This window comes from Lentzea sp. NPDC037011 (genome assembly GCF_055607425.1).
On the sequence record NZ_JBVJRT010000004.1, the window covers coordinates 254895 to 280460 of the forward strand.

Annotated in this window: 23 protein-coding genes, 1 tRNA gene and 1 pseudogene; 15 read left to right on the forward strand and 10 right to left on the reverse strand. The window is 68.5% G+C overall.

Translation table 11 applies throughout. The features are described from left to right. Window positions 1-10: 10 nt before the first annotated feature. Together ACZ7CH_RS13350 and ACZ7CH_RS13355 are read right to left on the reverse strand one after the other, a co-directional pair. Complete coding sequence (locus ACZ7CH_RS13350) at window positions 11-838, reverse strand: undecaprenyl-diphosphate phosphatase (RefSeq protein WP_470373965.1); 828 nt, start codon at window positions 836-838, stop codon at window positions 11-13. After that, a complete protein-coding gene (locus ACZ7CH_RS13355; protein WP_470369220.1) occupies window positions 835-1884 on the reverse strand; it encodes an LLM class F420-dependent oxidoreductase in 1050 nt (349 codons plus the stop codon). The genes ACZ7CH_RS13350 and ACZ7CH_RS13355 overlap by 4 nt, the downstream gene beginning before the upstream one ends. Window positions 1885-1956: 72 nt before the next feature. Between ACZ7CH_RS13355 and ACZ7CH_RS13360 the strand changes: the two genes are divergently transcribed. The 4 genes from ACZ7CH_RS13360 (at window position 1957) to ACZ7CH_RS13375 (ending at window position 4612) form a co-directional block, all read left to right on the forward strand. Continuing rightward, window positions 1957-2922, forward strand: coding sequence for an aldo/keto reductase (locus ACZ7CH_RS13360; protein WP_360394749.1), 966 nt, complete (start codon window positions 1957-1959; stop codon window positions 2920-2922). A 192-nt stretch (window positions 2923-3114) separates the two neighbouring features. Beyond that, complete coding sequence (locus tag ACZ7CH_RS13365; protein WP_360394752.1) at window positions 3115-3771, forward strand: YncE family protein; 657 nt, start codon at window positions 3115-3117, stop codon at window positions 3769-3771. Beyond that, window positions 3768-3980, forward strand: coding sequence for a DUF5703 family protein (locus ACZ7CH_RS13370; RefSeq protein WP_470373966.1), 213 nt, complete (start codon window positions 3768-3770; stop codon window positions 3978-3980). The genes ACZ7CH_RS13365 and ACZ7CH_RS13370 overlap by 4 nt, the downstream gene beginning before the upstream one ends. 194 nt (window positions 3981-4174) lie before the next feature. Further along, a complete protein-coding gene (locus ACZ7CH_RS13375) occupies window positions 4175-4612 on the forward strand; it encodes a hypothetical protein (protein WP_470373967.1) in 438 nt (145 codons plus the stop codon). A 125-nt stretch (window positions 4613-4737) separates the two neighbouring features. On the opposite strand, the gene ACZ7CH_RS13380 is transcribed toward ACZ7CH_RS13375, so the two are convergent. Further along, on the reverse strand, window positions 4738-5568 hold the full coding sequence (locus ACZ7CH_RS13380; protein ID WP_360394760.1) for an alpha/beta fold hydrolase: 831 nt from the start codon (window positions 5566-5568) through the stop codon (window positions 4738-4740). A 181-nt stretch (window positions 5569-5749) separates the two neighbouring features. On the opposite strand from ACZ7CH_RS13380, the gene ACZ7CH_RS13385 reads away from it, so the two are divergent. The 3 genes from ACZ7CH_RS13385 to ACZ7CH_RS13395 are packed head-to-tail and all read left to right on the forward strand — an operon-like array spanning window position 5750 to window position 8654. Beyond that, the gene (locus ACZ7CH_RS13385) at window positions 5750-5938 is read left to right on the forward strand and encodes a hypothetical protein (protein WP_360394762.1); all 189 of its coding nucleotides are present in this window, start codon (window positions 5750-5752) and stop codon (window positions 5936-5938) included. Then, window positions 5935-7626 (forward strand): DUF6895 family protein, encoded by a 1692-nt coding sequence (locus ACZ7CH_RS13390; RefSeq protein WP_470373968.1) that lies wholly within the window; start codon window positions 5935-5937, stop codon window positions 7624-7626. Before ACZ7CH_RS13385 ends, ACZ7CH_RS13390 begins: the two co-directional genes overlap by 4 nt. Next, window positions 7623-8654, forward strand: coding sequence for a serine hydrolase domain-containing protein (locus ACZ7CH_RS13395; RefSeq protein ID WP_470373969.1), 1032 nt, complete (start codon window positions 7623-7625; stop codon window positions 8652-8654). The genes ACZ7CH_RS13390 and ACZ7CH_RS13395 overlap by 4 nt, the downstream gene beginning before the upstream one ends. Before the next feature lie 17 nt (window positions 8655-8671). Here ACZ7CH_RS13395 and ACZ7CH_RS13400 read toward each other — a convergent pair whose 3' ends face one another. Genes ACZ7CH_RS13400 through ACZ7CH_RS13415 form a run of 4 tightly spaced genes read right to left on the reverse strand, consistent with a single transcriptional unit; the run spans window position 8672 to window position 12569 of the window. Beyond that, window positions 8672-9988 (reverse strand): M20/M25/M40 family metallo-hydrolase, encoded by a 1317-nt coding sequence (locus ACZ7CH_RS13400; protein WP_470374190.1) that lies wholly within the window; start codon window positions 9986-9988, stop codon window positions 8672-8674. Between the two features lie 28 nt (window positions 9989-10016). Further along, on the reverse strand, window positions 10017-10901 hold the full coding sequence (locus ACZ7CH_RS13405) for a glutaminase (protein ID WP_360394866.1): 885 nt from the start codon (window positions 10899-10901) through the stop codon (window positions 10017-10019). An 18-nt stretch (window positions 10902-10919) separates the two neighbouring features. Then, window positions 10920-11876: an AAA family ATPase gene (locus ACZ7CH_RS13410; RefSeq protein WP_470373970.1), complete on the reverse strand. Its 957-nt coding sequence runs from the start codon at window positions 11874-11876 to the stop codon at window positions 10920-10922. A gap of 30 nt (window positions 11877-11906) precedes the next feature. Beyond that, the gene (locus ACZ7CH_RS13415) at window positions 11907-12569 is read right to left on the reverse strand and encodes a GAP family protein (RefSeq protein ID WP_470373971.1); all 663 of its coding nucleotides are present in this window, start codon (window positions 12567-12569) and stop codon (window positions 11907-11909) included. 164 nt (window positions 12570-12733) lie between these two features. On the opposite strand from ACZ7CH_RS13415, the gene ACZ7CH_RS13420 reads away from it, so the two are divergent. Genes ACZ7CH_RS13420 through ACZ7CH_RS13435 form a run of 4 tightly spaced genes read left to right on the forward strand, consistent with a single transcriptional unit; the run spans window position 12734 to window position 16066 of the window. Next, window positions 12734-13618, forward strand: a complete 885-nt coding sequence (locus ACZ7CH_RS13420; RefSeq protein WP_470373972.1) for an ABC transporter ATP-binding protein — start codon at window positions 12734-12736, stop codon at window positions 13616-13618. Next, on the forward strand, window positions 13615-14322 hold the full coding sequence (locus ACZ7CH_RS13425) for an ABC transporter permease (protein WP_360394776.1): 708 nt from the start codon (window positions 13615-13617) through the stop codon (window positions 14320-14322). The genes ACZ7CH_RS13420 and ACZ7CH_RS13425 overlap by 4 nt, the downstream gene beginning before the upstream one ends. Then, window positions 14295-15464, forward strand: a complete 1170-nt coding sequence (locus ACZ7CH_RS13430) for a sensor histidine kinase (protein ID WP_470373973.1) — start codon at window positions 14295-14297, stop codon at window positions 15462-15464. The genes ACZ7CH_RS13425 and ACZ7CH_RS13430 overlap by 28 nt, the downstream gene beginning before the upstream one ends. Beyond that, window positions 15461-16066 (forward strand): response regulator transcription factor, encoded by a 606-nt coding sequence (locus ACZ7CH_RS13435; protein ID WP_360394781.1) that lies wholly within the window; start codon window positions 15461-15463, stop codon window positions 16064-16066. Before ACZ7CH_RS13430 ends, ACZ7CH_RS13435 begins: the two co-directional genes overlap by 4 nt. On the opposite strand, the gene ACZ7CH_RS13440 is transcribed toward ACZ7CH_RS13435, so the two are convergent. Further along, the gene (locus ACZ7CH_RS13440) at window positions 16063-16998 is read right to left on the reverse strand and encodes a squalene cyclase (protein ID WP_470373974.1); all 936 of its coding nucleotides are present in this window, start codon (window positions 16996-16998) and stop codon (window positions 16063-16065) included. The two genes, ACZ7CH_RS13435 and ACZ7CH_RS13440, sit on opposite strands and share 4 nt — an antisense overlap. 172 nt (window positions 16999-17170) lie before the next feature. Here ACZ7CH_RS13440 and ACZ7CH_RS13445 point away from each other — a divergent pair. Beyond that, window positions 17171-17256: transfer RNA gene (locus tag ACZ7CH_RS13445), tRNA-Leu, on the forward strand. 3 nt (window positions 17257-17259) lie between these two features. Here ACZ7CH_RS13445 and ACZ7CH_RS13450 read toward each other — a convergent pair. Beyond that, a complete protein-coding gene (locus tag ACZ7CH_RS13450; protein ID WP_470373975.1) occupies window positions 17260-17793 on the reverse strand; it encodes a hypothetical protein in 534 nt (177 codons plus the stop codon). A 2132-nt stretch (window positions 17794-19925) separates the two neighbouring features. Beyond that, the gene (locus tag ACZ7CH_RS13455; protein WP_470374191.1) at window positions 19926-20492 is read right to left on the reverse strand and encodes a hypothetical protein; all 567 of its coding nucleotides are present in this window, start codon (window positions 20490-20492) and stop codon (window positions 19926-19928) included. Window positions 20493-20708: 216 nt separating this feature from the next. Here ACZ7CH_RS13455 and ACZ7CH_RS13460 point away from each other — a divergent pair. The 3 genes and pseudogenes from ACZ7CH_RS13460 to ACZ7CH_RS13470 all read left to right on the forward strand — a co-directional run. Next, window positions 20709-20849 (forward strand): annotated as a pseudogene (locus ACZ7CH_RS13460) (acetyl-CoA C-acyltransferase); the annotation flags it as partial. 229 nt (window positions 20850-21078) lie between these two features. Next, window positions 21079-21768, forward strand: coding sequence for a DUF7822 domain-containing protein (locus tag ACZ7CH_RS13465; protein WP_360383472.1), 690 nt, complete (start codon window positions 21079-21081; stop codon window positions 21766-21768). A gap of 1634 nt (window positions 21769-23402) precedes the next feature. Beyond that, entirely contained in the window at window positions 23403-25295 is a 1893-nt protein-coding gene (locus ACZ7CH_RS13470) for an endo-1,4-beta-xylanase (protein WP_470373976.1), read from the forward strand. Window positions 25296-25566 lie beyond the last annotated feature (271 nt).

Genomic DNA, 25566 nt, shown 5'->3' on the forward strand with positions numbered 1-25566 from the left:
GGCACCCACCTTAGATCGGCTGGATCAACCCCATCGACAGCAGCCCCATCAGCACCAGGCCCAGCATCAGCCGGTACCACACAAAAGCCGAGTAGGAGTGCTTCGACACGTACTTCAACAACCACGCGATCGTCGCGTACCCGACCACGAACGAGATGACGGTCGCGACGATCATCTGCGGGATCGACGCCTGCACACCCTCACCACTGCGCTCCAGCACGTCCGGGATCGAGAACAACCCCGCACCGAACACCGCCGGAATCGCCAGCAGGAACGAGTACCGCGCCGCCGCCTCCCGCGTCAGCCCCAGGAACAACCCCGCCGTCAACGTCCCACCCGACCGCGACACCCCCGGGATCAACGCCAGCGCCTGCGCCAACCCCATCCCGATCGCGTCCTTCATCCGCAGCTCATCCCGCTGCTGCTTCGCCAGATGATCAGCCAAACCCAGCAGCAGACCGAACACCACCAGCATCGTCGCCGTGATCCACAGGTTCCGCGCCGACGTCCGGATCTCGTCCTTCAACAGGTACCCGAGCACCGAGATCGGCACCGAACCGATGATCACGTACCAAGCAAGCCGGTAATCCCGCTCCTTGCGCGCCTCCGCGTTGACCAAACCGCGGAACCAGGCGCTGATGAAGCGCCCGATGTCCTTCGCGAAGTAGATCAGCACCGCCACCTCGGTACCCAACTGGATCACCGCGGTGAACGACGCACCCGCATCGTTGCCGAAGAACAACGTCGACGTGATGCGCAGGTGCGCACTGCTGGAAATCGGCAGGAATTCCGTCAGTCCTTGGACCAGTCCGAGGACCAGAGCCTGCAACCAGCTCAACTACCCACTCCTGCCAGATCCAAAGCCTCGGCCGCGGTCCGAAGACCCGCGATCCCCTGCTCCAGATCTTGCAGCATCGGCGAAACGGACAGCGTGGTGACCCCCGCGGCAGCAAGCGCCTGCATCTTCTCCGCTATGCGCTCCCTCGACCCCAGCAACGCCGTCGCGTCCAAGAACTCCAACGGGATCGCCCCCATCGCACCCGCGTAGTCCCGCGACAGGTACCTCTCCTGGATCTCCTCCGCCTCAGCCGGGAAACCCATCCGCACCATCAGGTTGTTGTAGAAGTTCTGCTTCCGCGACCCCATGCCGCCCACGTACAACGCCGTGTACGCCCGCACCGGATCCGCACACGCCTTCCAGTCCTCACCCACCACCAACGGCACCGTCGGAACGACGTCGAACCCCTCCATCGACCTGCCGGCCCTCTCCCGGCCCGCCCGCACCGACGCCAGCGACTCCGCAGAGAACTCCGGCGAGAAGAAGATCGCCAACCACCCGTCCGCGATCTCCCCCGTCAACTCCAGGTTCTTCGGACCCACCGCCGCCAGGTACACCGGGATCTGCTCCCGAACCGGGTGCACCGTCAACTGCAACGCCTTGCCAGGACCATCCGGCAACGGCAACGTGTAATGCTCACCCTCGAACCGCAGCTTCTCCCGCGACAACGCACGCTTCACGATCTCCACGTACTCACGCGTCCGCGCCAACGGCTTGTCGAACCGCACACCGTGCCACCCCTCCGACACCTGCGGACCCGACACCCCCAGCCCCATCCGGAACCGGCCACCCGACAACGTGTCCAGCGTCGCCGCCGTCATCGCCGCCATCGCAGGCGTCCGCGCCGGAATCTGGAAGATCGCACTGCCCACGTCGATGCGGTCCGTCTGCGCCGCCACCCACGCCAGCACCGTCGGCGCATCGGAGCCATACGCCTCCGCCGCCCACACCACCGAAAAACCGAGCCGGTCGGCCTCTTTCGCCAGCTCGAGGTTCGCCGCGTCATTACCGGCGCCCCAGTACCCGAGGTTCAGTCCCAGCTTCACGCAGCGAGACCCTACCGGTCAGTAACACCGATTGCCAGGCTGACACGATCATCACCCCTTAGCATCCCGCACGTGGAACAGCGACACCTCGGCCGCAGCGGCCTCCGCGTCTCCCGCCTCGCACTGGGCACGATGACGTGGGGCCGCGACACCGACGCAGACGAGGCCGCCACCCAGCTCATGGCCTTCGCCGACGCCGGCGGCACCCTCATCGACACCGCCGACGTCTACACCGAAGGCGAATCCGAACGCATCCTCGGCACCCTCATCGACGAAGTCGTCCCCCGCGACCACCTCGTCATCGCCACCAAAGCCGTCGCACGCCGCACCGACGGCCCCTTCGGCGGCGGCGCCAGCCGCGGCGCCCTCCTCACCGCACTCGACGGCTCCCTGCGCCGCATCGGCGTCGACCACGTCGACCTCTGGCAACTCCACGCCTGGGACCCCACCGTCCCCGTCGAAGAAACACTCTCCGCACTCGACACCGCCATCACCGCAGGAAAAGTCCGCTACGCCGGCACCTCCAACTACAGCGGCTGGCAACTCGCCACCGCAGCCACCACCCCCACCACCTTCCCCCTCATCTCCACCCAGCACGAATACTCCCTGCTCGAACGCGGCATCGAACGCGAAGTCGCCCCCGCCGCCGCCCACCACGGCCTCGGCCTCCTGCCCTGGGCACCACTCGGCCGCGGCGTCCTCACCGGCAAGTACCGCAACGGCACCCCACCCGACTCCCGCGGCGCCTCCGCCCACTTCGCCGGCTACGTCGAACAACACCGCACCGACCGCGCCGCCCGCATCGTCCAGGCCGTCAGCACCGCCGCCGAAGGACTCGGCACCTCCGCCCTGTGCGTCGCACTGGCCTGGGTCCGCGACCGGCCCGGCGTCGTCGCCCCCGTCGTCGGCGCCCGCGACACCAACCAGCTCCTCGCGTCCCTCGACGTCGAACAGCTCACCCTTCCGCCCGCGATCCGCGCCGCACTCGACGACGTCAGCGCCATCGAGCTCGCCTACCCCGAGCGCCCGATGCCCTGAGTTCTTGGCTGTTTTGTGTTACTGAGTTTTCGCTGGTAGCTGTTCTCGTGAGGGTGTTAAATTTAGTCAACACTGAAGTTATTGAAATAACAGACCAGAAGGCCCTGAACGAGATTCACCCCACCCCTCGCGTGACCTTCGCGAGCACTGCGGGCATGCTGGAAGACCACGCAGATCCACGGAGGAACGACCTTGCACCGGCTCGCAGCTCTGATCTTGGCCACCGCGACGCTGACGGCGTGCGGACAGAGCGAGAAGTCGCAGGACCCGCTGCAGGTCGCCGAGACGCTCGAGGTCGCCAAACCGGCCCTCTCCCCCGCCCAGAACACCGCCCTGCCCGGCGACATCACGCCCGGCGGCTCGTTCACCGAGGGCGACACCACCCTGAAGTTCGAGGTCAACGGCCGCAAGGTCGAGCTCGACCGCCTCCGCAGCGCCGTCTTCGAGATGACCACTGACGACAAGGGCTCCCCCACCCGCGGCCCCGGCCTGCGCGCCGGCGACGGTGCCACCAACGCCGTCCCCGACCGCTTCGGCCGCCTGCTCGTCGTCGACACCCGCGGCGGCGAGTTCATCGCGTTCTCGATCGACCCGCTGATCATGCGCCAGCGCTACCCCGTGCCCGGCACCCCCTACGGCATCGCCTACGACGCCAAGCGCGACATCGCGTGGATCACGCTCACCGACCGCAACGAGGTCGTCGGCCTGGACGTCGCCGCCGGCGAGCCGTCCGAGAAGCACCGCTTCGCCACCGTGCGCCAACCCAACACGGTCAGCGTCGACCAGGAGACCGGACGCGTCACCGTCACGTCCGGCGACAACGGAGGGATACAGGTGATCTCGCCATGACCGAAGGGGTGATCGACGGGGACTGGGAGTACCGGCCGCTGCGCCTGCCGCCCGGCATCTCCCGCCGCACCGCGACCACGCAGCTGACCATCCACGCCGAGTTCGCGGGCTGGGAGCTGTCCCGCACGCTGCTCTACGGCGACGGCTCCCGCAAGGTGTGGCTGCGCCGCAAGCGCGTCCCGGGCGACCTGCCCGGGCTCATCACGTAACGCGTCACACGACACGAAGTGCCGCTCAAACGCCCCCTCCGCCTGCGGCCCACAACGTTGAGGTGCCCACGTCCTGGCGTTTGAGATCCTCTGTTCGTTCGTTGAAGCTGAGCACCGCGTGACGGTTCACTTTAGTTAACACTGAAGCAATAAAATTGACCGGAGTCGTAGAATATGTGATCAGATTCTGGGTCATGGAGCTCGTGCCGCAACAAGTCGGGGTCGCGCACAGCGCACTGCCGCACGACGAACCGTCCACCCGTGCCCTGCTCGCCGAAGCCGCGGCCCAGGGCCTGCACACCGTGGTCGTCACGGCCCCGGAGAACGATGAGAGCGCTCTCGCCGTCCTGCGCGAGCTGAGAGCCGAGTGGTACACCGAGAACGGCCAGGTCACCGCCCAGCTCGACACCGACGCCCAGGGCCAGCTGGCGCACCTGTGGGGACTGTCCGCGCAGGACAGAGCGGCGTGGCTGGCCGCGTTCCCCCGCGCCGACGACCCGAACTGGTGGATGCACCGCCTGCTGGTGCTGAACCACCACCCCGAGTGGGCACCGCTCAAGGAGTGGCTCGTCGGCGAGCACGTGCGGCTCTTCGGCCGGCCACCGGGACGGCGCCGCACCCCCGCGTCGTAGACGATTCCGGAAAGCGTGTCGAGAACGCGCCACCTGGCAGGCCGCGCGTTCCTCACCTGCTCCACGACCGGTTGCGGCCGCGAGATGGTCGGTGGGGGGCACGTCGCTGTGCCCCCCACCGACCATCAGGCCTTGGCCACCTCGCGGATCAGGTTCGCGATCTCCGCGGGACGTTCCAACGGGAGCATGTGCCCCGCGTCGGGCAGCACCACCGACGTGCCGCCGAACCTGGCCACGTCCGACTCGGACACCAGCCGGTCCTCGTCGCCCACCACCGCGACGACGGCCTTCTCCTGCGCCACGGTCAGTCCCGCCTCGCGGTCGTAGCGGTCCACGGCCGGGCGGAACAACGCCACCGTCTCCGGCCACTCCCCCCACACCATGTCCGCGGTCAGCTCGACGTCGTCGTCGGACGGCTCGTCACCGAAGAGCCACCACCGCAGGCCCGCGGTCTTGGTGGGCTCGATCTTCTCCCTGACCGCCCGCACGATCGGCCCGAACGCGCGTTCCAGCTCCCGCACCAGCTTGCCGAGCGACTTGGGCCACGCGAGCGAGGTCTCCGACAGCCCGCTCGCCGCCGTCGACACGAACACGATGCCCAGCACCCGCTGCCGGAACAGCCGCGGCCTGCGTTCGGCCATCGCCAGCGCCGCCATGCCGCCCATCGAGTGCCCGGCGATCACCACGTCACCGCTGGGCACCGCGCGTTCGATCAGCTCACCCAGGTCGTCGCCGAGCTGCTCGATCGTCGCGGTCTCCTTGTCGGCCTTCGAGGACTCGCCGTGGCCGCGGTGGTCGTAGGCGATCACCTGGAAGTCGCCGCTGAGCCGGTCGACGACCTTGTGCCAGCTGCGGTGGTCGAGCGCGTACCCGTGCGCCAGCACGATCGTGGTCCGCGCGTCGGGATCGCCCGCCCGCAGCACGTTGAGCTCGGTCCCGTCCTCCAGCCGCACCATGCCGTTCCTTTCGCCGTGCCGTCTGCATGCCCAACGACACGACACACCGAAAAGACACGGTCCATCTGCGACACAGCACCACCTGTCCGTTGTGGATTCCTTCACTGGAACGGGTGATACAGCGCGTGTCCCCGCGTTCGAGGTGGTACTCCGGAAGAACGAAGCGAAGGAGGAGGTTGTGATGATGCGAACACTGGCCCGTCCGGTTGTTGCGCCGGAGGACATGGCCGAACTGATGACGGCGGTGGCGGAGCCCGAGGCCGCGGTGGCCGACCCGCCGCTGCACGTGCCCACCGCCGGCGGCGCGCTCCTGGCCGGTCTGCTGCTGATCGTCTCCCCCGGCAACCCGACGGAGCCGGAGAAGCGGTGACCACAGGTGGCGCGATCGACCGCACGTCTCGTGCGGACGCGGTCGCCGCACTGGCCGGACACCTCGTCGGCGCACTCGGGGAAGGTGTGCCGACGAGGCTCGCCGACTTCCTCGACTCCTGCGCCGACGGCGTGGCCGGCCTGTGGGCGGTCCGCCTGGTGGGCGCCGACGCCTTCGCGCCGCACCTGCTGGCGGGCCGCCCCCTGGAGGGCCGGGACGCCGCTGTCGTGTCCGACGCTTTCGAGGCGTTCCCGCCCGTCCAGCAGCCGGTGACGCACCAGCAGCGCGTGCTGGCCCACCGGGACCAGGCAACCGCCGAGCTGCTGGTGCGGCTCACCGACGGGCGGTGCGCGCCGCCCGGGACCGTCGAGGTGTGGGAGAACCGGGAGGCCTCGGCCCACCTCGGCACGTCACCGGTCGACGCCCTGCTGGGCCCGGCCGAGCAGTGGGCGCGCTGGTCGGTGGCCGTCGCCCAGCTCTCGCCGCTGGCCCTGCCGGGCTTGGACGGCCCGGTGTTCCAGGCGGTGGCGGGTGCGCCGCTCGCACTGGCCAGGGGCACCACCCGGGCCGTGCTGCGCCGGGACTACGCCACCGCAGCACGCCTGGTTCGCTGGGTGGCCCTGCTCGCCGACCGGGTTCCGCTGGACGCGGCCCTGCTGGTGGAGCACCTGAGGCTGCACGCGGGCGCCGACGCCCGGCTGCTGCTGGATCTGGCCATCGCCGAACGCGTTCTCGCCGCCGAGCCGGTGTCCTCGCGACCGGCGCTCCCGGCTCCGACGCCTCCGGTGCCCTCGGCACCGACCGCGGTGGTGCACGACGTGGCGAGCCGGGCGATGGCCTGGCTGCACGCGCACCACGAGCTGGGTGCCTTCACCGACACGGCGACCGCCGACCTCGACGACCCCAACAGCGTCTACAAGCCCCTGTGCGAGGTGGCCCTGGCGTCCGCGTTCGTGCTGCGCGAGGGCGTTGCCGGTGCCGCGCAGCTGCGGCACGCGCGAGAGCTGCTCGACTTCTCCTGGGAGCAGATGCGCCGCGGCGACCTGCTCTACGAGCGCCAGCTCCGGCACGCCCTGCTCACCGACCCGGTGGAGACCTACGCGTCGTTCGCCCGCTCCGGGTACCGGCACGCCGCCCTGGAACGGGTCGCCGCGCACAGCTCGGCCGCCGACGCGGTGAACGAGGTGGTGCCCAACCGGCGGCTCGCCGTGGCCAACGCGCACCGCGTCGTGGGCATCCCGCGCGACGACGACTGGGACGCCCTGACGGCCGCGACCTGGCTCGGCCGCGAGCCCGAGCCGTGGGTGATCGACTGGTACACCGGGTACTGCGCCACGCACACCGTCTTCCACCTCACCGACTGGGGCGCGCGTCCGGAGGGCCTGCCGGCCGGCACGGCCCGCTACCTCGACGCGTGGCTGCCGGTGTGGATCGACGTGTGGACCGAGGCGCGGCAGTGGGACCTGGTGGGCGAACTGCTCCTCGTGGGCGCGTGCCTGCCGGAGCCGCGCATCGAGGCCGCCGAGTGGGCGCCGTTCGCCGCCGCCCAGCACGAGGACGGCCTGGTGCCCCGTGACGGCGAACCCGTGTCCGACGACCCGCGCACCCGGTTCCTCGACCACCAGCACACCGCCGTGGTCGCGACCGCGGCGGGCACGCTCGCGCTGTCCCGGCTGCTCGCAGGGTGAACGAGGACCGGATCACCGCACTGCTGTCCGCCGCACCCGGTGTCGCCGTCGCCGCTCGGGTGGGCGACGAGGAGACCGTGCTGGTCGCGGGCGTCACCGCGCTGGACGACCCGCACCCGGTCACCGCCGCCACCCGGTTCGAGATCGGCTCGCTGACCAAGACGTTCACCGCGCTGCTGCTGGCCGAGCTGGTGGCGCGCGGCGAGGTGCGGCACGACGACCCGGTGGACCGCTTCCTGGACACCGGCCTGGGCCCCGGCGTCACACTGGAGCGCCTGGCCACGCACACCTCCGGCCTGCCCCGGCTGCCACCGGGCCTGCTGCGCGCGGCCTTGCCCGCCTGGCGCACCAACCCCTACCGGGCGTTCGGGCCCGAGCGCCTGACGGCGGCGCTGCGCCGCACCCGCGTCCGCCCCAACGACCGAGCGCGGTACTCGAACTTCGGCGTCGCCGTGCTCGGCCTGGCACTGGCCCGCGCGACCGGCCGGCCGTTCGAGGACCTGCTCGCCGACCGCGTCCTGCGTCCCCTCGGCCTGACCGACACCGGCTTCGACACCGCGCCGCAGGCCACCGGTCACCTGCGCAGCCGGGCGCGCCCGCCGTGGGAGATGCCCGGGATGCCCGCCGCCGGCGCGCTCCGGTCCTCCGCCCGCGACCTGCTCGTCCTGCTGACCGCCCTCCTCGACGGCCGACCGGCCTCCCTCGCGCCCGCGCTCGCCGACGTCGTCGCGCCCCGCGTCGCCGTCTCCGCCACCGACCACCTGTGCCTGGTGTGGAACCTGCGCCGCCTCCCCGACCACGACCTGCTGTTCCACTCCGGGGGCACGCGCGGCTGCACCGCGTTCGCCGGGTTCAGCCCGCAGCGCCGCACTGCGCTCGTGGTCCTCGCCAACACGGGCCCGACCGTGCGAGCCACGCTCGTGCAGGACTCGTACAACGCCCTGCGCGCCCTCGACGACCCGGCCGCCGCACAACGGCCCGGGACGGGAGGGAGCGACAGGGATGCGACGCGGGAGACGACTGCTTGAGCCGCCGGACGGTCCCGTCAGCTGTTGCGCAGGAACCGGTCCAGCACCCGCACACCGAACTTCAGCGCCTCCACCGGCACGCGCTCGTCCACGCCGTGGAACAGCCCGGAGAAGTCCAGGTCGGCCGGCAGCTTCAACGGTGCGAAGCCGAAGTTGCGGATCCCCAGCTGCTGGAACGACTTCGCGTCGGTGCCGCCGGAGAGCATGTACGGCAGCACGCGCGCACCGGGGTCCTCGGCGGTGATCGAGGCGGTCATGGCGTCCACGAGCGCGCCGTCGAACGTCGTCTCCACGGGCGGCAGGCCGATCCACTCGCGTTCCACGTCCGGGCCGAGCAGCTCGGCCAGCTCGCGGTCGAACGCCTCCTCGCGACCGGGCAGGATGCGGCAGTCGACGGTCGCCTCGGCGGTGGACGGGATGACGTTGGCCTTGTAGCCGGCCGTGAGCATCGTCGGGTTCGCGGTGTCGCGCAGCGTCGCGCCGATCATCCGCGACAGCGCGCCGAGCTTGCCGATCGAGCCCTCGACGTCGTCCTCGGGGAAGTCCAGGCCGGTGATCTCGGTGACGCCGTCGAGGAACTCGCGCACCGACGGCCGGATGATCAGCGGCCACTGGTGCTGGTCGAGCTTGGTGACGGCGGCGGCGAGCTTGGCCACGGCGTTGTCGCGGTGGATCATGCTGCCGTGCCCGGCGGTGCCCTTGACCCGCAGCTTCAGCCAGCGGATGCCCTTCTCGGCGGTCTCCACGAGGTAGGCGCGGACGTCGTCCTTGAGCGTGATCGAGAACCCGCCGACCTCGCTGACCGCCTCGGTGACGCCCTCGAACAGCTCCGGCCGGTTGTCGACCAGCCACTTCGCCCCGTAGAGGCCGCCGGCCTCCTCGTCGGCGAGGAACGCGAACACGATGTCGCGTGGCGGCACGACGTTCTCCCGTTTGAAGTGCCTGGCCAGCGCGAGCGTCATGCCGACCATGTCCTTCATGTCGACGGCGCCGCGGCCCCACACGTACCCGTCCTGCACCGCACCGGAGAACGGGTGCACCGACCACTCCGACGCGTCGGCGGGCACGACGTCGAGGTGCCCGTGCACGAGCAGCGCGCCCCGGTTCGGGTCGGCGCCCGCGAGCCGCGCGACCACGTTGCCGCGCCCCTTCGCACCCGACTCGACGTAGGTCGTCTCGTAGCCGACCTCCCCGAGCTTCTCGGCCACCCACTCCGCGGCCTTGCGCTCCCCCACCACCGTCGCGGGGTCACCGGTGTTGGTGGTGTCGATCCTGATCAGCTCGCTGACGAGCGTGACGGCCTCGTCCTCGGCTTGTGCCAGCGCGTTGCCCAATGTGCTCACCCCGTCTTCCTACCACCCGTCAGAACACGGACCACCCTGTGAGAGTGGTGAACCTGTCGAGCGCGTCGACCCCGGCCACCGAGTTGCCGCGGGCGTCCAGCCCGGGACCCCACACGCAGATCGCGCACCTGCCCGGCACCACGGCCACGATGCCGCCGCCGACGCCGCTCTTGCCCGGCAGCCCGACCCGGTAGGCGAACTGCCCGGCCGCGTCGTAGGTGCCGCACGTCAGCATCACCGCGTTGACCCGCTTCGCGCCACTGACCCCGAGCAGCCGCTCGCCGTCGTTGCGCACCCCGTGCCGTGCCAGGAACAGCGCGCTCCTGGCCAGGTCCGCGCAGCTCATCGCGATCGAACACTGCCGCACGTACTCGTGCAACACGACGTCGACCGGGTTGCGCATGTTGCCGTAGGAGGCCATGAAGTGCGCCAGCGCCCGGTTGCGGTCGCCGTGGTCCAGTTCGGACCTGGCGACCTCCTCGTCCACGTCGATCGCGTGGTTGCCGCTCTCCGCGCGCAGGAAGTCGAGCAGCCGGTCCGACGCGCCCGGCCCGAGGTGGTCGGTGACCACGAGCGCCCCGGCGTTGATGAACGGGTTGCGCGGGATGCCGTTCTCGGTCTCCAGCTGCACCAGCGAGTTGAACGGCGACCCCGACGGCTCCCGGCCCACCCGCTCCCACAGCTCGTCGCCCACGGCGAGCGCCAGCGTGAACGCCTTCGAGATGCTCTGGATCGAGAACGGCGCCCGGTACTCCCCCGCCCCGCACACCTCGCCGTCGAGCGTGGCGACCGCCATGCCGAACCGCCGCGCGTCGACCCGTGCGAGCGCCGGGATGTAGTCCGCGGCCGCACCGCCGGGCATGACCTCGCCCGCGATGCGGTCCACCAGCTGCTGGAGCTCCATAGCGGCCATCCCACCACTTCAGGGCACGAGCGACGCGGCCACCTCCTCGGCCGTGCGCCCGGACGTGTCGACCGCCGTGCCGATCCCCCGCAGCCGCCCGGCCTGCGCCACGGCCTCCTCGACCACCCGGTCGAGCTCCTCCTCCGACCGCCCCGCCAGCGGGTCACCCGGCTCCGGCCAGCCCTCTCCCCTGCCCCGCCGCCGGATCCGCTCCACGAGGTCCGCGCGCGAGGCCTCCAGCCGGTACACCGTGGCGCCGGGGAACACGTCGGCGTACGGGCCGACCACGACCAGCACCCGTGCCCCGGCCTCCCGGTAGGTCCGCCACACCGCCGCGAGGTTGTCCGCGCGGGCCTGCTCCATCCCGAACCCGAGCTGGCCCGCGTCGACGAACCCGGCGCGCACCCCCGTGCCCAGCAGCCGCAGGTACACCGCGAAGCCGACGACCGACTTGCCGACACCGGTCGTGCCGCAGAACCACAGGACCCGCTCCGGCCCGGCCCAGTCGCCAGCCGCCCGCTCGACCCGGTCCGCCACCTCGGCGACCGACAGCCCGGTCGTGTCCACGCACACGTCGCCGATCGCGCGGGCGTCGAGCTCGTCGGCCTCGCGCAGCACGTGGTCGAGCTGCTCCGGCCGCATCCCGCGCCCGAGGTACCGCTCCCGCAGCACCTCGCGGTCGGCCCGCAGCCGGCACACCGTCAGCGTCGCGCCGGGAATCGGCGCGGCGCCGTTCGGATCGGCCACACCGGACACGACGAGGCTGCGCACCCCGCTCGCCCGCGCGCCGGCCACCACCGCGGCCAGGTTGCGGGCCTTCATGCGGTACCGGCCGGGGTCGTCGTCCGGATCCGGGTAGCAGATGCCGAGCTGGTCGACGTCGACGTACGCCCCGCCGTTGCGGCGGTGCACCTCCCACCCGACCACGGTCTTGCCGACACCGGGAGGTCCGCAGATCCACAACACCGAAACCACGACCGCAGTCTCCCGGCCCCGTCAACGCGTTTACAGGAAGAACAGCCGCGCGACCGCGTCCCGCGCCACCAGGAACCCGGCGATCCCGAGGATCCACCCGGTGGCGCCGGCGCCCTTCTCCGCGAACCACCTGCTGATCCGCTGCAGCACCGGCTCGACCCGTTCCCGCAACGCGATCCGCGCGGCCAGCAGCACCAGCGCGGGCACGACCATGACCACGCAGTACCCGGCGAGCAGCAACCCGGTCTGCGCCGGCGTGATGTCCGCGGCGCTCATCATCCCGATCGCGCCGAGGTAGGGCAGCATCGTCGCGAGCTCCACCACCCCGGCCAGCAGCGCGACCCCGACGAGCGCGGCCGTGGACCCGCCGACCCGCCTCGTCCACTTCGTCGTGTCGGTCTTCTTCTTGCTGTCGAAGCGGAAGCTCACGACGAACAACCCGACGCCGATCACGAGCTGGACCCACAGCGCGACCCGCCCGTCGAGGTGCTCCAGCACCTGCGCCGCCCCCAGCACCAGCCCGATGCCGACCACGAAGTAGAACACCGTGATCGTGCCCAGGTAGACGGCGAACCGCCCGACCCGCAACCGCCCCGGCGCGAGCATCAACCAGATCGGGACGAACAACGTCCCGATGCTCGTCGAGTCCAGCAACGCCAGCCCCGCCAACGCGAGCAACAACCCCGTACCCACCGCGTCCCCCTCGCCCCACTTCGCACAGTGCCCGTGCCGGATCTTTTTAGCACAAGTGTGACATTAAAGCGTGCGCGGGCCTGCCGGGGACATGACATCTGTCATCACGTTCCGATGCGTCCTGACACTGCCGGGACCAGGAATTTCACGCGATCGTTGAACACATGACAGCGATCGAGGTGAAAGACCTGACCCGGCGCTACTCAGGGGGATTCGAGGCCGTGCGCGGCGTCTCGTTCGAGGTGGAGCGCGGCGAGATGTTCGCGTTGCTCGGCACGAACGGCGCGGGCAAGACCTCGACCGTCGAGGTGGTGGAGGGCCTGACCCGGCCGGCGGAGGGGACCGTCCGGGTCCTGGGCCACGACCCGTTCCTGGAGCGCAAGGCCGTGCGCCCGCGGGTGGGCGTGATGTTGCAGGAGGGCGGCTTCCCGCCCGACCTGACCGTGTCCGAGGCGACCACGATGTGGGCGGGCACGCTGACCCGGCCCCGCCCGGTCGCCGAGGCGCTCGACCTCGTCGACCTGGGCCACCGCTCGGCGGTGCGGGTGAAGCAGCTCTCCGGCGGTGAACGGCGGCGCCTGGACCTGGCGCTCGCGTTGCTCGGCCAGCCAGAGGTGCTGTTCCTCGACGAGCCGACCACCGGCCTCGACCCGGAGAGCCGGCGCAACACGTGGCAGCTGATCCGCACCCTCCTGCACGAGGGCACCACCGTGCTGCTGACGACGCACTACCTGGAAGAAGCGCAGGAACTGGCCGATCGGCTGGCCATCATGCACCGCGGCCGCATCGTCGCGCGCGGCACGGTGTCCGAGGTCGTCGACGCCCACCCGGCGCGCATCACGTTCACGCCGCCCGCCGGCATCGCGCTGCCCGTCGTGGCCGACCTCGACGAGTCCGGCCGCGCGACCGTGCGCACCAACACCCTGCAGGAGACGTTGCACGAACTGCTGACGTGGGCACACGCGCAGGACGTCGTGCTGTCCGGTCTGGACGCCCGCTCGGCGTCCCTCGAAGAGGCGTTCCTGGCGATCGCGGAGGAGGCGGCATGAGGGCCGTGGCCATCGGGCAGGCGGAGCTGAAGCTGTTCTGGCGCAACCGCACCGCCCTGTTCAACTCGCTCATCGTGCCGCTGCTGGTCGTGCCGCTGCTGCTGTCGATCGACGCCGACGGCGTGCCGCTGGTCGTCGGCCTGACCGGGTTCGTGCTGCTCATGGCGGTCTACTACAACCTCGTCACCGTGTTCGTCGCGCGCCGCGAGGAGCTCGTGCTCAAGCGCCTGCGCGTCGGCGAGCTGACCGACCCCGAGGTGCTGTTCGGTGCCGCGCTGCCGTCGATGGTGGTCGCCATCGGGCAGATGGTGCTGTTCGCGGTGATCATCGGCGTGATCACCGGCGTGGCGGTGCCGACGAAGCCGTGGTTCCCGCTGCTGGGCGTCGTCGGCGGGACGCTGCTGTTCGCGTTGCTGGCGGCGGCGTCCGCGGCGTTCACCCGCACCGTCGAGATGGCGCAGGTGACGTCGTTGCCGGTCCTGATGGCGTGCATCATCGGCAGCGGCCTGATGGTCCCGCTGTCGGTGTTCCCCGACGAGGTCCAGACGGTGCTGCGGTTCCTGCCGCTCACCCCGGTCCTGGACCTGCTGCGGGCCGGCTGGCACGACGGCCCGGTGCTGCAGCCGGTGGTCGTGCTGGCGGCGTGGGTCGCGGCCGGTGTCTACGCTGTCCGGCGATGGTTCCGCTGGGAGCCGCGGAGGTGACCTTGCTGTCCTGGTGGCGCTCGCGCAGCAGCGCGTCGCGGTTCGACTACTTCACCCGCTCGTCGTTCTACCTGACCCTCGTCGCGCTGCCGATCCTGCCGATGACGAGCCTCGCGAACGACGACTCCGTGAGCCGCACCGCCGCCGTCGCCACTATCGTCGCGATCGTCGTGCACGCCGCGTGCTGCACGTGGCTCGTCCACCAGGGCATCGAGCACTACCTGGGCAAGGCGCCGTTCCCGCGCCTTGCCCTGACCGTCGCCGCCGTCGTGACCGCCGTGGTGGTGGCAGGCGGCATGGCCGTCCTCCCCGGCGCACCACCCGGCGGGCGCGACGGCCCGGTCGACGCCGTGACGCTGTTCGTGCCGGTGCTGTTCGTGACCGCGGTGTCGTGCACCCTGCGCCCCCGCGTGACGGCGGCCGTGGTGGCCGCGACCGGCGTGTTCCTGGTGCTGACCGTGCCGCTGGGCGCCGCGGTCCCGATGACGATCGCCCTGGTCTTCTTCACCGCCGTCTACCGCACCTCGGTGTGGATGATCGGCACGATGTGGGAGCTCGACCGCTCCCGCGAGGTCCGCGCCAGCCTCGCCGTGGCCGAGGAACGCCTGCGCTTCGCCCGCGACCTGCACGACGTGGTCGGCCGCAACCTCTCCGTCGTCGCCCTGAAAGCCGAACTGGCCGCGAAACTCGCCCAACGCGGCCGTGACGAGGCCGTCGCCGAGATGCTGGAGGTCCGCCGCATCGCCCAGGAGTCCCTCGACGAGCTCCGCGCCGTCGTCTCCGGCTACCGCACAGCGGACCTCACGGTGGAGCTCGCCGGCGCCCGCTCCCTGCTCACCTCCGCGGGCATCGACTGCCGCGTCATCGGCGAGCCCTCCCTCCCCGACGAGGCCGCGGGAGCCCTGGGCTGGGCCGTCCGCGAGGGCGTGACCAACGTCCTGCGCCACAGCGAAGCCCGCACGTGCACCATCGCGTTGCGCGGCACCACCCTCACCATGTCCAACGACGGCGCCACCGCCACCACCATCCGCTTCGGCAGCGGCCTCACCGGCCTGCGCGAGCGCGTGGCCACCCTCGGCGGCTCGGTGACCGCCACCCCGGAGCCCCCCAACCGCTTCGTGCTGACCGTGGAGCTCCCGTGATCCGCATCCTCCTGGCCGACGACGAACACCTGATCCGCGGCGCCCTCGCCGCCCTCCTGGCCCTGGAGGACGACCTCGAGGTGGTCGCCCAAGCCGCCACCGGCGCCGAAGCCGTGGCCACCGCCCGAGCAGTCCGCCCCGACGTGGCCGTGATCGACCTGCAGATGCCCGACCTCGACGGCGTCACCGTGGCCCAAACCCTGGCCACCGAGCTCCCCACGTGCTCCACGATGATCGTCACCTCCCACGGCCGCCCCGGCCACCTGAAACGCGCCCTGGCCGCCGGCGTCCGCGGCTTCCTCCCGAAGACCGTCTCCGCCGACGTCCTGGCCACCGTCGTCCGCACCGTCCACTCCGGCGGCCGCTACGTCGACCCGGCCCTGGCCGCAGAAGCCATCAGCGCCGGCGACAGCCCCCTGACCCCACGCGAGGCCGACGTCCTAGAACTGGCCCTGGAAGGCGCCCCGATCGACGAAATCGCCCGCCGCGCCTCCCTCTCCCCCGGCACCGTCCGCAACTACCTGTCCTCAGCAGTCGGCAAAACCGCCGCCTCGAACCGCCACGAGGCCGCCCGCATGGCCCGCGCCCGCGGCTGGATCTAACCCCACCACTCCAGCACCCTGGCCCCGTACAGCGTCAGCCACTTCGACGGCTGCCCTCGTTCGACGTCGACCTCGAACCACATCCGCCCTGGATGCCGCCCAGCCTGCACCCACGTCCCGTCGGGCTGCCTCTGCTGCCTGATGCGCTCGACGGCCTGCGCCATGCGCTCATCAGGCCGCGCTGCACGCCGGAAGTAGTCGGCCGCGTTGAGCACGCTGTACTGCCACCGCAACGGGTACCGGAACGTGTCCACCCACTCCGCCACCGGCTCCCCCGTCGACAACCGCCGGAACAGGTGCCTTTCGAGCAGGTACTCCTCCCCTCTCCTGCGCGCACTCCTCGACTCGTCGGTGCCCCCCGTGGCCACCTCGTAGTCCAGCAACCCCTTGAGCGAGTTGAGCGTGGAGTGGAACGACGACCTCTTCGCCCCCTCAACCCACTCGCAGTTCCACCCGCCGTCCTCAAGCTGGTGCTCCACGAACCACGCGACGTTGTGGTGGACGTCCACCCCGAGCCACAGCCCGTTCGACACCGTCATCGCGTTGATGCAGCAGTCGACCTCGCCACCCCAGTACGGCAACCCGTCGTACTCCCACCGGCTGTTGGCGGCCAACAACTCCGCAGTGCCGTGCAGCGCTTCGGGGTCGAGCCCCCACTCGCGCAACGTGACCAACGTCCAGGTGGTCGCGGTCCACGGCTGCGGCTCGTCGCCGCGCATGTCGTAGTCAGGCGGGAAGAAGGCCCCACCCGCCCACTGCCCGTCCTCGCCTTGGAGTTCCAGCAACCGCTTCCCGAAGCCTTCCGTGGCAACTCGTGCTCTCGTCGCCTTCCACACCTCTTTGGGCTCGTGCAGGAGGTCCCGTTCGACCTGCCAACGCAGGGCCGGGTCCGCGTCCTTCAGCAACCACTCCACCAACGCCGTCGTCAGCACCCGGTGACCCTAGCCCCGCTTGAGTTTGATCTGCCTGGCTTCCGCTGCCCTGTGCACCCGACCATGCTCCTACCAGCGAAAACCTTGCTGGGGGCGCTCGATTTTGGTCGTTGCCGACGATCATGTAATCTATGCACGCACCACGGCGCGAGCTGCGGTGACAACTGAACAGGTCCGGGTGGCGGAATGGCAGACGCGCTAGCTTGAGGTGCTAGTCCCCGAAAGGGGGTGGGGGTTCAAGTCCCCCCTCGGACACCAGCATTAACCACACGCACGCAGAGGTCGTCGCGCAGACGGCCTCTTCTGTGTTTTGCACCGAAGCTCGATGTCCAGCTGCTTGCAGAGCCGGTCGAGCCTCTCTGGCTTGCCTTCCGTGATGATCGTCGCCACATCGTCTAACCCGTCGAGCCGCGCTTGCACCCTGGCGGCTGTGACCACAGACGGCGCAGGCAACCCGTTCAATTCGGCGCACGCCGCCGCACGCTGTTCCTCGGCTTCGTTGATCGCATCAACAAGGGCGGCAGGATCGACGCCTGCCGCAATGGCCGCCTGGAACCTCCGCAACTTCGCGCCGGCAGTTTCCAACCGCTTCTTCACCGCATCTCGTACGGCCGACTTTCCCGCCGTCCCGTCTTGCGACTCGACGAGGTGCGCCACCGTCCGATCGATGCTCTTCCGGTCGAAGACCTGAGACAACCACTTGGTCAGCGGCTCCAACACTGCGTCCTCGGCGAGATTTATCGTCTTCGGGTTGCCGGTCAATGCGGCGGAAATTGAAGCCAACGAGCGCGCCAACACCGGTAGCAGGTGCGCTCTTCCGGATGATGGCTCCCTGCATTATCCGCGAGCAAATACCTCACTCGCGTAATGCGTTCAGGTCTTGCATGCATCAAGCGCGTACACCAGGGTCGGGCGGCGAAATTTTCGCCACGCTAAATACCAAGCAGGCTGGTTCAGCTAGCCATAAGAGCAGTTGGGGCAGAGCATACGACCCTGACCCTGCCCCAACTGCGCTTTGCAATGCAGCACTTGGGTTTCCCTTGATCGAATTCGCCCCGAACAGGCAAGCCTTGCCACGCAGTGCGGGCCTCCGTAACATTTACATCACTCGATCCGCCACGGAGGGCAGAGAAAGCAGTCGCGAGCGAACCGGAAGCCGAGGGCCAGGGTGACCACACAAGTTGTTTACACCCCCGACAACCGCAAACTGGACCTGTCCAGTCTATCCAGCTCAGATTACGCACTCATCTGTTCATTGCATCAGAAGATTCATCACGGTGACCGCGTCCTTCTGTGTCTGACGCCTGCCACTCCAGGCCATGACGAGATGTTCATACAGAGGCGTCGAGGAAAATATTATGCCGTCCACTTCTCCGGCGGCGGACATCGCCATGAAGTCTCTTTCGAGAGCGACGAACACAAGCGTCAAAAGGAATACTGGTATCGTGCAGCCACAGACGCTGGTTTCTCTTCACACACAGAGTACTCCACCGGCGCGGGCACCATTCTGGACGTAGCAATACACGGTCCGATCCCCACAGGGATAGAGGTTCAACGGTCCGCAATTACCGCACGCAAAGCAACAAATCGAACAAAGAAGTCATACTCGGCTGGATGGCTGGCCGTATGGTTCTCTGACGCCGGCGAGAACCCCACCTGGTTTCATCAAGTACCTTCCGTCGGCTGCAACAGGATGCCGTGGACAGACCTACCGCCACGCCGAGCGGCGACCGCAACAAGCGGACTCCGCACAATAGAGGCCACAAGATGTTCTATCGATTCATTTGACCGCTGCCCTGAAGGCAAGAGACGTCATTGCGGCAAGCATCATCCCTTCCCGCGGCCTTGGTTCGGCATGACGATAGATGACGTCGCTGCACGCTTACCAGCCAGAGAGGCCGTTCTACTACTCGTTAAGAGCAGCGTCTACATCGTCCCACCCGAGGGAGCAGATTTATTCCAAGAACTCACCGGAACATCGGGAATCTATATCCCTTCCAAGTCGACAACTCCGAACCCAAGCACTCCAATCCCGACAGAATGCATCAACCCAACGCACGCATCCGCAATAGCCGAATCGCCTAACTGCGAAGTCTGCAACAACAAACTGTTCTTGATTACACCGGGCCGTACCCGTTGCGAAAGATGCGAGCCAACGATGTTGGCACACACGATCGAGATGTGGAAGAAATATGATTGAGCTCGTTTGAACAGGTTGGGCACGGCTCGGCCTCGAAGCACTGGCTTCAGTGTTCCGTACGTCTTACCGACGTGTCCGGCGCTCTCGTCGCCGCGAGGCTGTGGGGGCCGCCCGTTTTAGGGGCACTCATCATCGCCACGACGGGCCGCTTCACTACGGACGCCGTCGCGTGGGCTGAGATGCACCACAACACTGGCACCTCGCCACTGATCGAACCCTGGCCGAACAGCAGGCTTGAAACGCTTTCTGCTCAGAAGTCCCACCTCGTGGCCAGGCATGGCCTTCGATGAGCACCGCACGCCGCTCAGCTCACCAGGTTGTCGGTGATCATCGTTGACGTCTACCTCTAAGTCGACGAAGATCGCGGCGTCAACCATCCAGCGCTTCGCGGCCGTGTCCGTGGCCCATGTCGCCTCTGGCTACGAACTGTCGTTACCGTCATTAGTTCGATATGGGATGCGATCAGGCCGGTGTCCCGTCCTGTCCACGTCTGCACTCAGCAAGGCCCTGCAGAGGCTAGAAACACGGGAGCGGGACAGGCCCTTCGCCTCGTCCCGCTCTCACTGATCAAGCCATCTATGCAGGTAGACAGCAGCACACCACTGTCCCAACAGGCCGTCCCGACCGGAAGCGTTCACAGGACAACCGGGATAGATTAACGATGAGGTTCAGCTCAGGTCGAGGCGTGTGCTTAGCGAGCAAGTCCCCCCTCGGACACCAGCACTATTCACCCCCACGGGGTTGATGGAGACATCAGCTTCGTGGGGGTTTTGCTTGTAGCGGACCTGCAGGTCGATCGCGTCGTACAGCTCCTCCAGCCTCGTCGGCGCATGACCCTTGAGCGCTGCGCTGACGTCTCCGATGGAGTCAATCGCCGCGTAGATCTCGGCGATGTCCCGCTCGACTGGTGCCGGGACGTTGTCCAGGGCAGCCCGTGCCGCCAGCCTCTCGCCTGCGCGTCGTTGATCGCCTCGACCAACGCAGCTGGATCGACGCCGGCCATGATGGCGTTCTGGAACCTCGTCAGCTTGGCTTCCGCGTCAGCGAGCCTCCTCTTCGCGGCATCGCGACTGACCTCGATCACCGGTTCTTGTGAGTCCATCAACGCGGCGACGGTCCGGTCCCGGTTCTTCCGGTCGAACAGGTGCCCGAGCCAGCCGTTGATGGCGTCCTGAAGAAGGTCCTCCCGCAAATAGACCGCTCCGGGATGCGACGCGAGCACCGGAGATCTCGGAGCGAGGGTGCGTGCCGGGCACCGGTAGTACATGGCTTTCTTACGTGGGCTGCGCTCCATCTTCCGCCCGCAGATGTCACACCGAATCCGGCCGCGAAACAGATAGCGGTGCTTCACCGCCCGTTCGGACCGCTCTGCCTTCCGCGCGATCCGCAGGCTGCCCTTTGATTTCCGCAGGAGCTGAGCAGCCGTGAAGTCCTCGATCTCCACGATGTTCGGGTGCGCCGGATTACGCGGCCGGATCACGCGGTCCGGACTGGCCTTGCGGAAGCGGACCACCCGGTCGGCGCCACCGGCGTACGCATGCTCGGCACCCTCGCGCGCGAACTGCACCGCCGCCAGACACGCTACGGCCTCGAGACCATGTGCATCGGTGGTAGCCAGGGCATGGCCGCCATCTTCGAACGGATCACGTAAGCGGTTGAGTCCTGTTTGAACACTCACGACCGGACGGAGCACCCGGCGATCACTCACCGCGACAACCGCTGAGAACTCGCGACAGTTGAATACGCGGCCTCATCAGTCTCAAGGGCCAACTCCTGCGGGGCGGGGGAAGCGGAGAACGCCCGCGTCTACCCGCAACCGAAACGGACCATCTGCCTCGGCCAGGTCCAGCCCCGCCGCAGGCCCGTCATAGCATCCGGTCATGGCGAACCGTTCGTACCTGTACAGCACCAGCAACCGGCCGGAGTCCTATGAGGACCGGCCGGAGACGGTCTCCGGGCTGTCGGAATGGCCCTACGCCATCCCGTTCTCCTTCCTGGTGCTCCTGTCCGGCGATCCCCGGCTGTGCGCGTCCCTGATCGCCGACGGGTTCGACGGCGAGCCCCCGGAGAGCAGGACCACGCTGTACGCGATCAGCGGTGAGTTCGACGCCGGGTTCGCGCGGCTGACGAAGTTCGCCGCCGCCGTGCGCGCCGTGAGCGACGCCGAAGGCCTGCACGCCGGGCTCGCCGAGGCGGAGCGGTTCCTCGACGCGCACCGCGACCGGTACGTCCTGCTCGAGACCATCGAGCTCGACACCATGATCGAGAGCGGCGAGGACGAGCTGCGGGCGCTCATCGAGGGCCACCTCGACCTGTGCCGGGCGGCGGGCGCGGCCATCGACGCGCTGCCCGACGATGCGGCGGCGGCCGGGGCCGTGCTCGCCGCAGCGGCGGCCGAGCGGTCGGCGCCGCCGCTGGACGCGTTCCACGGGCTCGTGCTGACCGACGACTTCGACAACACGCGTGACGACAGGACCGAGAACCCGATCGGCCTCAGCTGGTGGACCGACGTCCTCTACTTCGCGCTGTGGAACCGGGCGGAGTACGCGGCGAACCAGCCGAAACAGTAGCTCGCGGCGGCCAGGACGATCTCGGCGATGGCCTCGTGCCGGCTGGGGTGGACGTCGGTAACCATGCAGAAGTACGTCAGCACGCACACCCGCGCCACCGGCTGTGCGTGCCGAAAACTACGTCCGTGCAGGTCAAGACATGACGATACTTGTGGAAGAAGACTCAGCCAAGAAGATCATGTCCGTCTACGGTGAAGCGTTCGATCTGATTGGCTTTGACAGGCTGAGGCCGGACCCGCAAAGATGCCGCACCAGCGATCGGTGGGTGCGGTGCTCGTTGCGGTGGCGGTCGTACTCACGCAGCGCCTGCCGCATATGGGCCTGATTCCACACCAGTGCGTGGTGCAACAGGTCGCCGCGAAGTTCTTGCTCCAAGTCGATACAACTCAGCGACGAAGATTGATCAGTGTCGACTGGCCCTCTATACTAAATTCGAGCTATCCAATAGCGCATGAACACACGAACTGCGCAAGCTCGCTACTTGTGGGGGTTCAAGTCTCCCTCGGACACGTACGCTAAGCACACGCGGAGAGGTCGTCGCATAGACGGCCTCTTTTGCTTTGTCGTACCTCAGCTCGATCCCGAGTTCCTCGTAGAGTCTCGCCAGCTTCTCCGGCTGCCCTTCGTTGATGATCACGGTCACCTTTGCGAGGGAGTCCACCGCGGCCTGTAGCTCTGCGGCAGTCGCCAGGTTCGGTGCGGGCAAGCCGTCGAGTTCGGCTCTCGCCGCGGCCCTGCGCGTGGCAAAATTACGTTTGCGCAGGTCAGGCGGCATGCCGATACACGCGGAGAACTCAGCCTAGACACTCCCGTTGGAGTACCGCGAGGCGTCCGATCTGGTCGGGTTCAAGAGCCTGCGACCGCTCGCAAGGGCGCTGCGGCGGCGAGTGACCGGTGGGTTCGGTGCGCGTCGTAGTGCCGCTCGTACTCACGTAGCGCCTGACGCAGATGGTCTCGCGTGTTAGGGGTAACTGGGAAGACCTCCTGCCAGCTGGAGCGACGTATCAATCTCATCAGCGTGGCGAACCAGAAACGGTTCGCGAGCTCGTAACGAACCGGTCGGGCCAACTGCCGACGAAGCACAACGTTCTCGTGCCACAGACCAAGAAGCTCCGCGTCCTTGGTTGCTTTACTGCGAACTAGCACCGCCGGAACAGACAGCAACTTGCACAACGCCTGGTACAACAGCGAACTAATCACCCATGCATGCTCACAGCCGGTACGACCTCGCTTATCAGCGAGGCGATGACCTTATGGGCGGCACAGCTGCGGAGATCGGGTCTCCCGCAGCGAAGACGTCCGGATCTCTCTGCTGGGACTGCCCCTGACCACGATCAAGGCCACCAGGGTCAGGCTGACCGGCGTGCAGACGTAGGCCGGGCTGCTGAGAGAGAAGTACCTGGTGCTGCTCGGCTCCAGCGCCGGCGCTGCGACGGACCGACGGGTGTGGCGGGTGTCCACCGACTCCGCGATGACCTCCTCCGATTGTTGATCCCGCGGGTGTTCGCGAGCGAGCTGGACTCGCGCCGACCCTCTGGCAGTGGAGTGCCGCGTTTGGGCCGAATGGTGCCTGGGTGCCAGGAGCAGGTCGCCTTATGGTTCTGGGAGCGCTCCCAGAACCTGGAGGATTCTCGATGAGGAGAGTTCTAGCCGGTCTGCTGGTCACCTCGGTCGTGGCAGGGCTGCTGACGCACGGTCCCGCCGCGCTCGCCGCCGACACACCGGTGACGGTGGTGTCCAGCACGTTCGAGGACGACACGGTGCAGGGCTGGACCTCGCGCGGGGGAGAGACCACCGCGGTGAGCTCGGCCGTCGCGCACGGAGGTGCCCGGAGCCTCCTCGTCTCGGGCCGGACTCAATCCTGGGAAGGGCCAGTGCTCGCCCTGCTCGACGACGTCGAGAAGGGCGTGCGGTACAGCCTGTCGGTGTGGGTGCGGCTCGCGGGCGGTGAGGAGCCCACGCGGCTCCGGATGTCCGTCGAACGCCATGCTGACGGCGTCACGTCCTACGAAGGGGTCGTCGGCGACACGCTCGTCACCGCCGACGGCTGGGTCAACCTCACCGGTGGCTACACGCTGGCGTCCGATGCCGACTTCCTCACCACCTACGTGGAGAGCTCCAGTCCTGCGGCGTCGTTCCACCTCGACGACTTCGTCCTGTCGTACACACCGCTTCCCCCGATCCAGACCGACATCCCCGCGTTGCGGGACGTGGTGCCGTTCCGGCACTTCGGGGTTGCCGCCGAGCCCGCCCTGCTGTACGGGGAGCACGGCAGGCTGCTCGACCGGCACTTCAGCTCGATCACGCCGGGCAGCCAGCTGAAGTGGGACGCGACCGAACCCGCCGAGGGCGCGTTCCGGTTCACGGACGCGGACACGCTCGTCGACTGGGCCAAGGCGCGGGGGAAGGCGATCCGCGGTCACACCCTCGTCTGGCACCAGCAGACTCCTGACTGGGTCTTCAAGGACTCCTCCGGCGCCGAGATGACACCCACCGCGGAGAACAAGGCGCTGCTGCTGCACCGCATCGAGGCGCACATCCGCGCCGTGGTGGGCCGGTACCGCGACGACATCACGGCGTGGGACGTGGTGAACGAGGTCATCGACGAGGCGCAACCGGACGGCCTGCGCCGCAACAAGTGGTTCGAGATCGCGGGACTGGACTACATCCGCACGGCGTTCCGCGTGGCGCACGAGGTCGCACCGAACGCCAAGCTGGTCATCAACGACTACAACACCAATGTGCCCGCAAAACGGGACCGGTTGTACGACCTCGTGTCCCAGCTGCGCGCGGAAGGCGTTCCCGTCGACTCTGTCGGACACCAGATGCACGTCAACGTCGACTGGCCCTCGGCCGCCGAGACGGAAGCGATGATCACCAAGTTCCTGCCCCTGGGCGTGGACCAGCAGATCACCGAGATGGACGTCTCGATCTACACCGACAGCAACCAGTCGTACCCGAGCCCGCCCGCCGCTTCCTTGCTGGCACAGGCACAGCGCTACCGCGACCTGTTCGCTGTGTTCACCAGGTACGCGCACGCGATAAGCTCGGTGACGTTCTGGGGCCTGGCCGACGACAGCACGTGGCTCGACACGTTTCCGGTGACCCGCAAGGACCACCCGCTGCTGTTCGACACCCGACTGCGGGCCAAGGACGCCTTCTGGGCCGTGGCCGATCCCAGCCGGATCGGGACCGTTCTCCCCACTGCCACCTGCGAAATCACCTACGAGACAACGGCGCAGTGGCAGGGCGGATTTCTCGGCTCGGCGCGGGTCACCAACTCCGCCACCGCACCGCTCGACTCGTGGACCCTCGCCTGGTCGTACGCCAACGGCCAGCGTGTGACCCAGCTCTGGAACGGTTCGTTCACCCAGGACGGTGCAGTGGTGACGGTGCACGGTGCGCCGTGGAACTCGGCGATCCCGCCCGGCGAGTCCCGCTCGTTCGGCTTCCTGGCGGACTGGAGCGGTGCGAACGACCGGCCGGCGTCCTTCGTCCTGAACGGCGCGCCGTGCCGGTGGGTGTGACGGTATCCCTCGCGACATCCTTCTCCCGAGAAGGACATGCGCAGAAGCCCGATGACGACCGCTACCCACCAACGCTTACTGACCTGCACGGGCGTCTTTCTCGGGAGCACGAACAATTCGCACTCGACACGTCCCCCACGTCCATCGCTTTCTCACATGGCCCCGCTCGTCGAATTCGTCGAACCACCACTCGATTCGAGTGTCGAACCGCAGCGCACGTGAAGCGAGGACCCGATGGTGCCCGCGCGCAGCCACCCCACAAGCTAAAAAG

Coding starts and splice junctions, on each gene's coding strand:
- ACZ7CH_RS13420 (WP_470373972.1), top strand. CDS start 12,734: ATGACAGCGATCGAGGTGAAAGACCTGACCCGGCGCTACTCAGGGGGA.
- ACZ7CH_RS13430 (WP_470373973.1), top strand. CDS start 14,295: ATGGTTCCGCTGGGAGCCGCGGAGGTGACCTTGCTGTCCTGGTGGCGC.
- ACZ7CH_RS13405 (WP_360394866.1), bottom strand. CDS start 10,901: ATGGAGCTCCAGCAGCTGGTGGACCGCATCGCGGGCGAGGTCATGCCC.
- ACZ7CH_RS13370 (WP_470373966.1), top strand. CDS start 3,768: ATGACCGAAGGGGTGATCGACGGGGACTGGGAGTACCGGCCGCTGCGC.
- ACZ7CH_RS13375 (WP_470373967.1), top strand. CDS start 4,175: ATGGAGCTCGTGCCGCAACAAGTCGGGGTCGCGCACAGCGCACTGCCG.
- ACZ7CH_RS13455 (WP_470374191.1), bottom strand. CDS start 20,492: ATGGAGCGCAGCCCACGTAAGAAAGCCATGTACTACCGGTGCCCGGCA.
- ACZ7CH_RS13385 (WP_360394762.1), top strand. CDS start 5,750: ATGATGCGAACACTGGCCCGTCCGGTTGTTGCGCCGGAGGACATGGCC.
- ACZ7CH_RS13465 (WP_360383472.1), top strand. CDS start 21,079: ATGGCGAACCGTTCGTACCTGTACAGCACCAGCAACCGGCCGGAGTCC.
- ACZ7CH_RS13380 (WP_360394760.1), bottom strand. CDS start 5,568: ATGGTGCGGCTGGAGGACGGGACCGAGCTCAACGTGCTGCGGGCGGGC.
- ACZ7CH_RS13425 (WP_360394776.1), top strand. CDS start 13,615: ATGAGGGCCGTGGCCATCGGGCAGGCGGAGCTGAAGCTGTTCTGGCGC.
- ACZ7CH_RS13470 (WP_470373976.1), top strand. CDS start 23,403: ATGAGGAGAGTTCTAGCCGGTCTGCTGGTCACCTCGGTCGTGGCAGGG.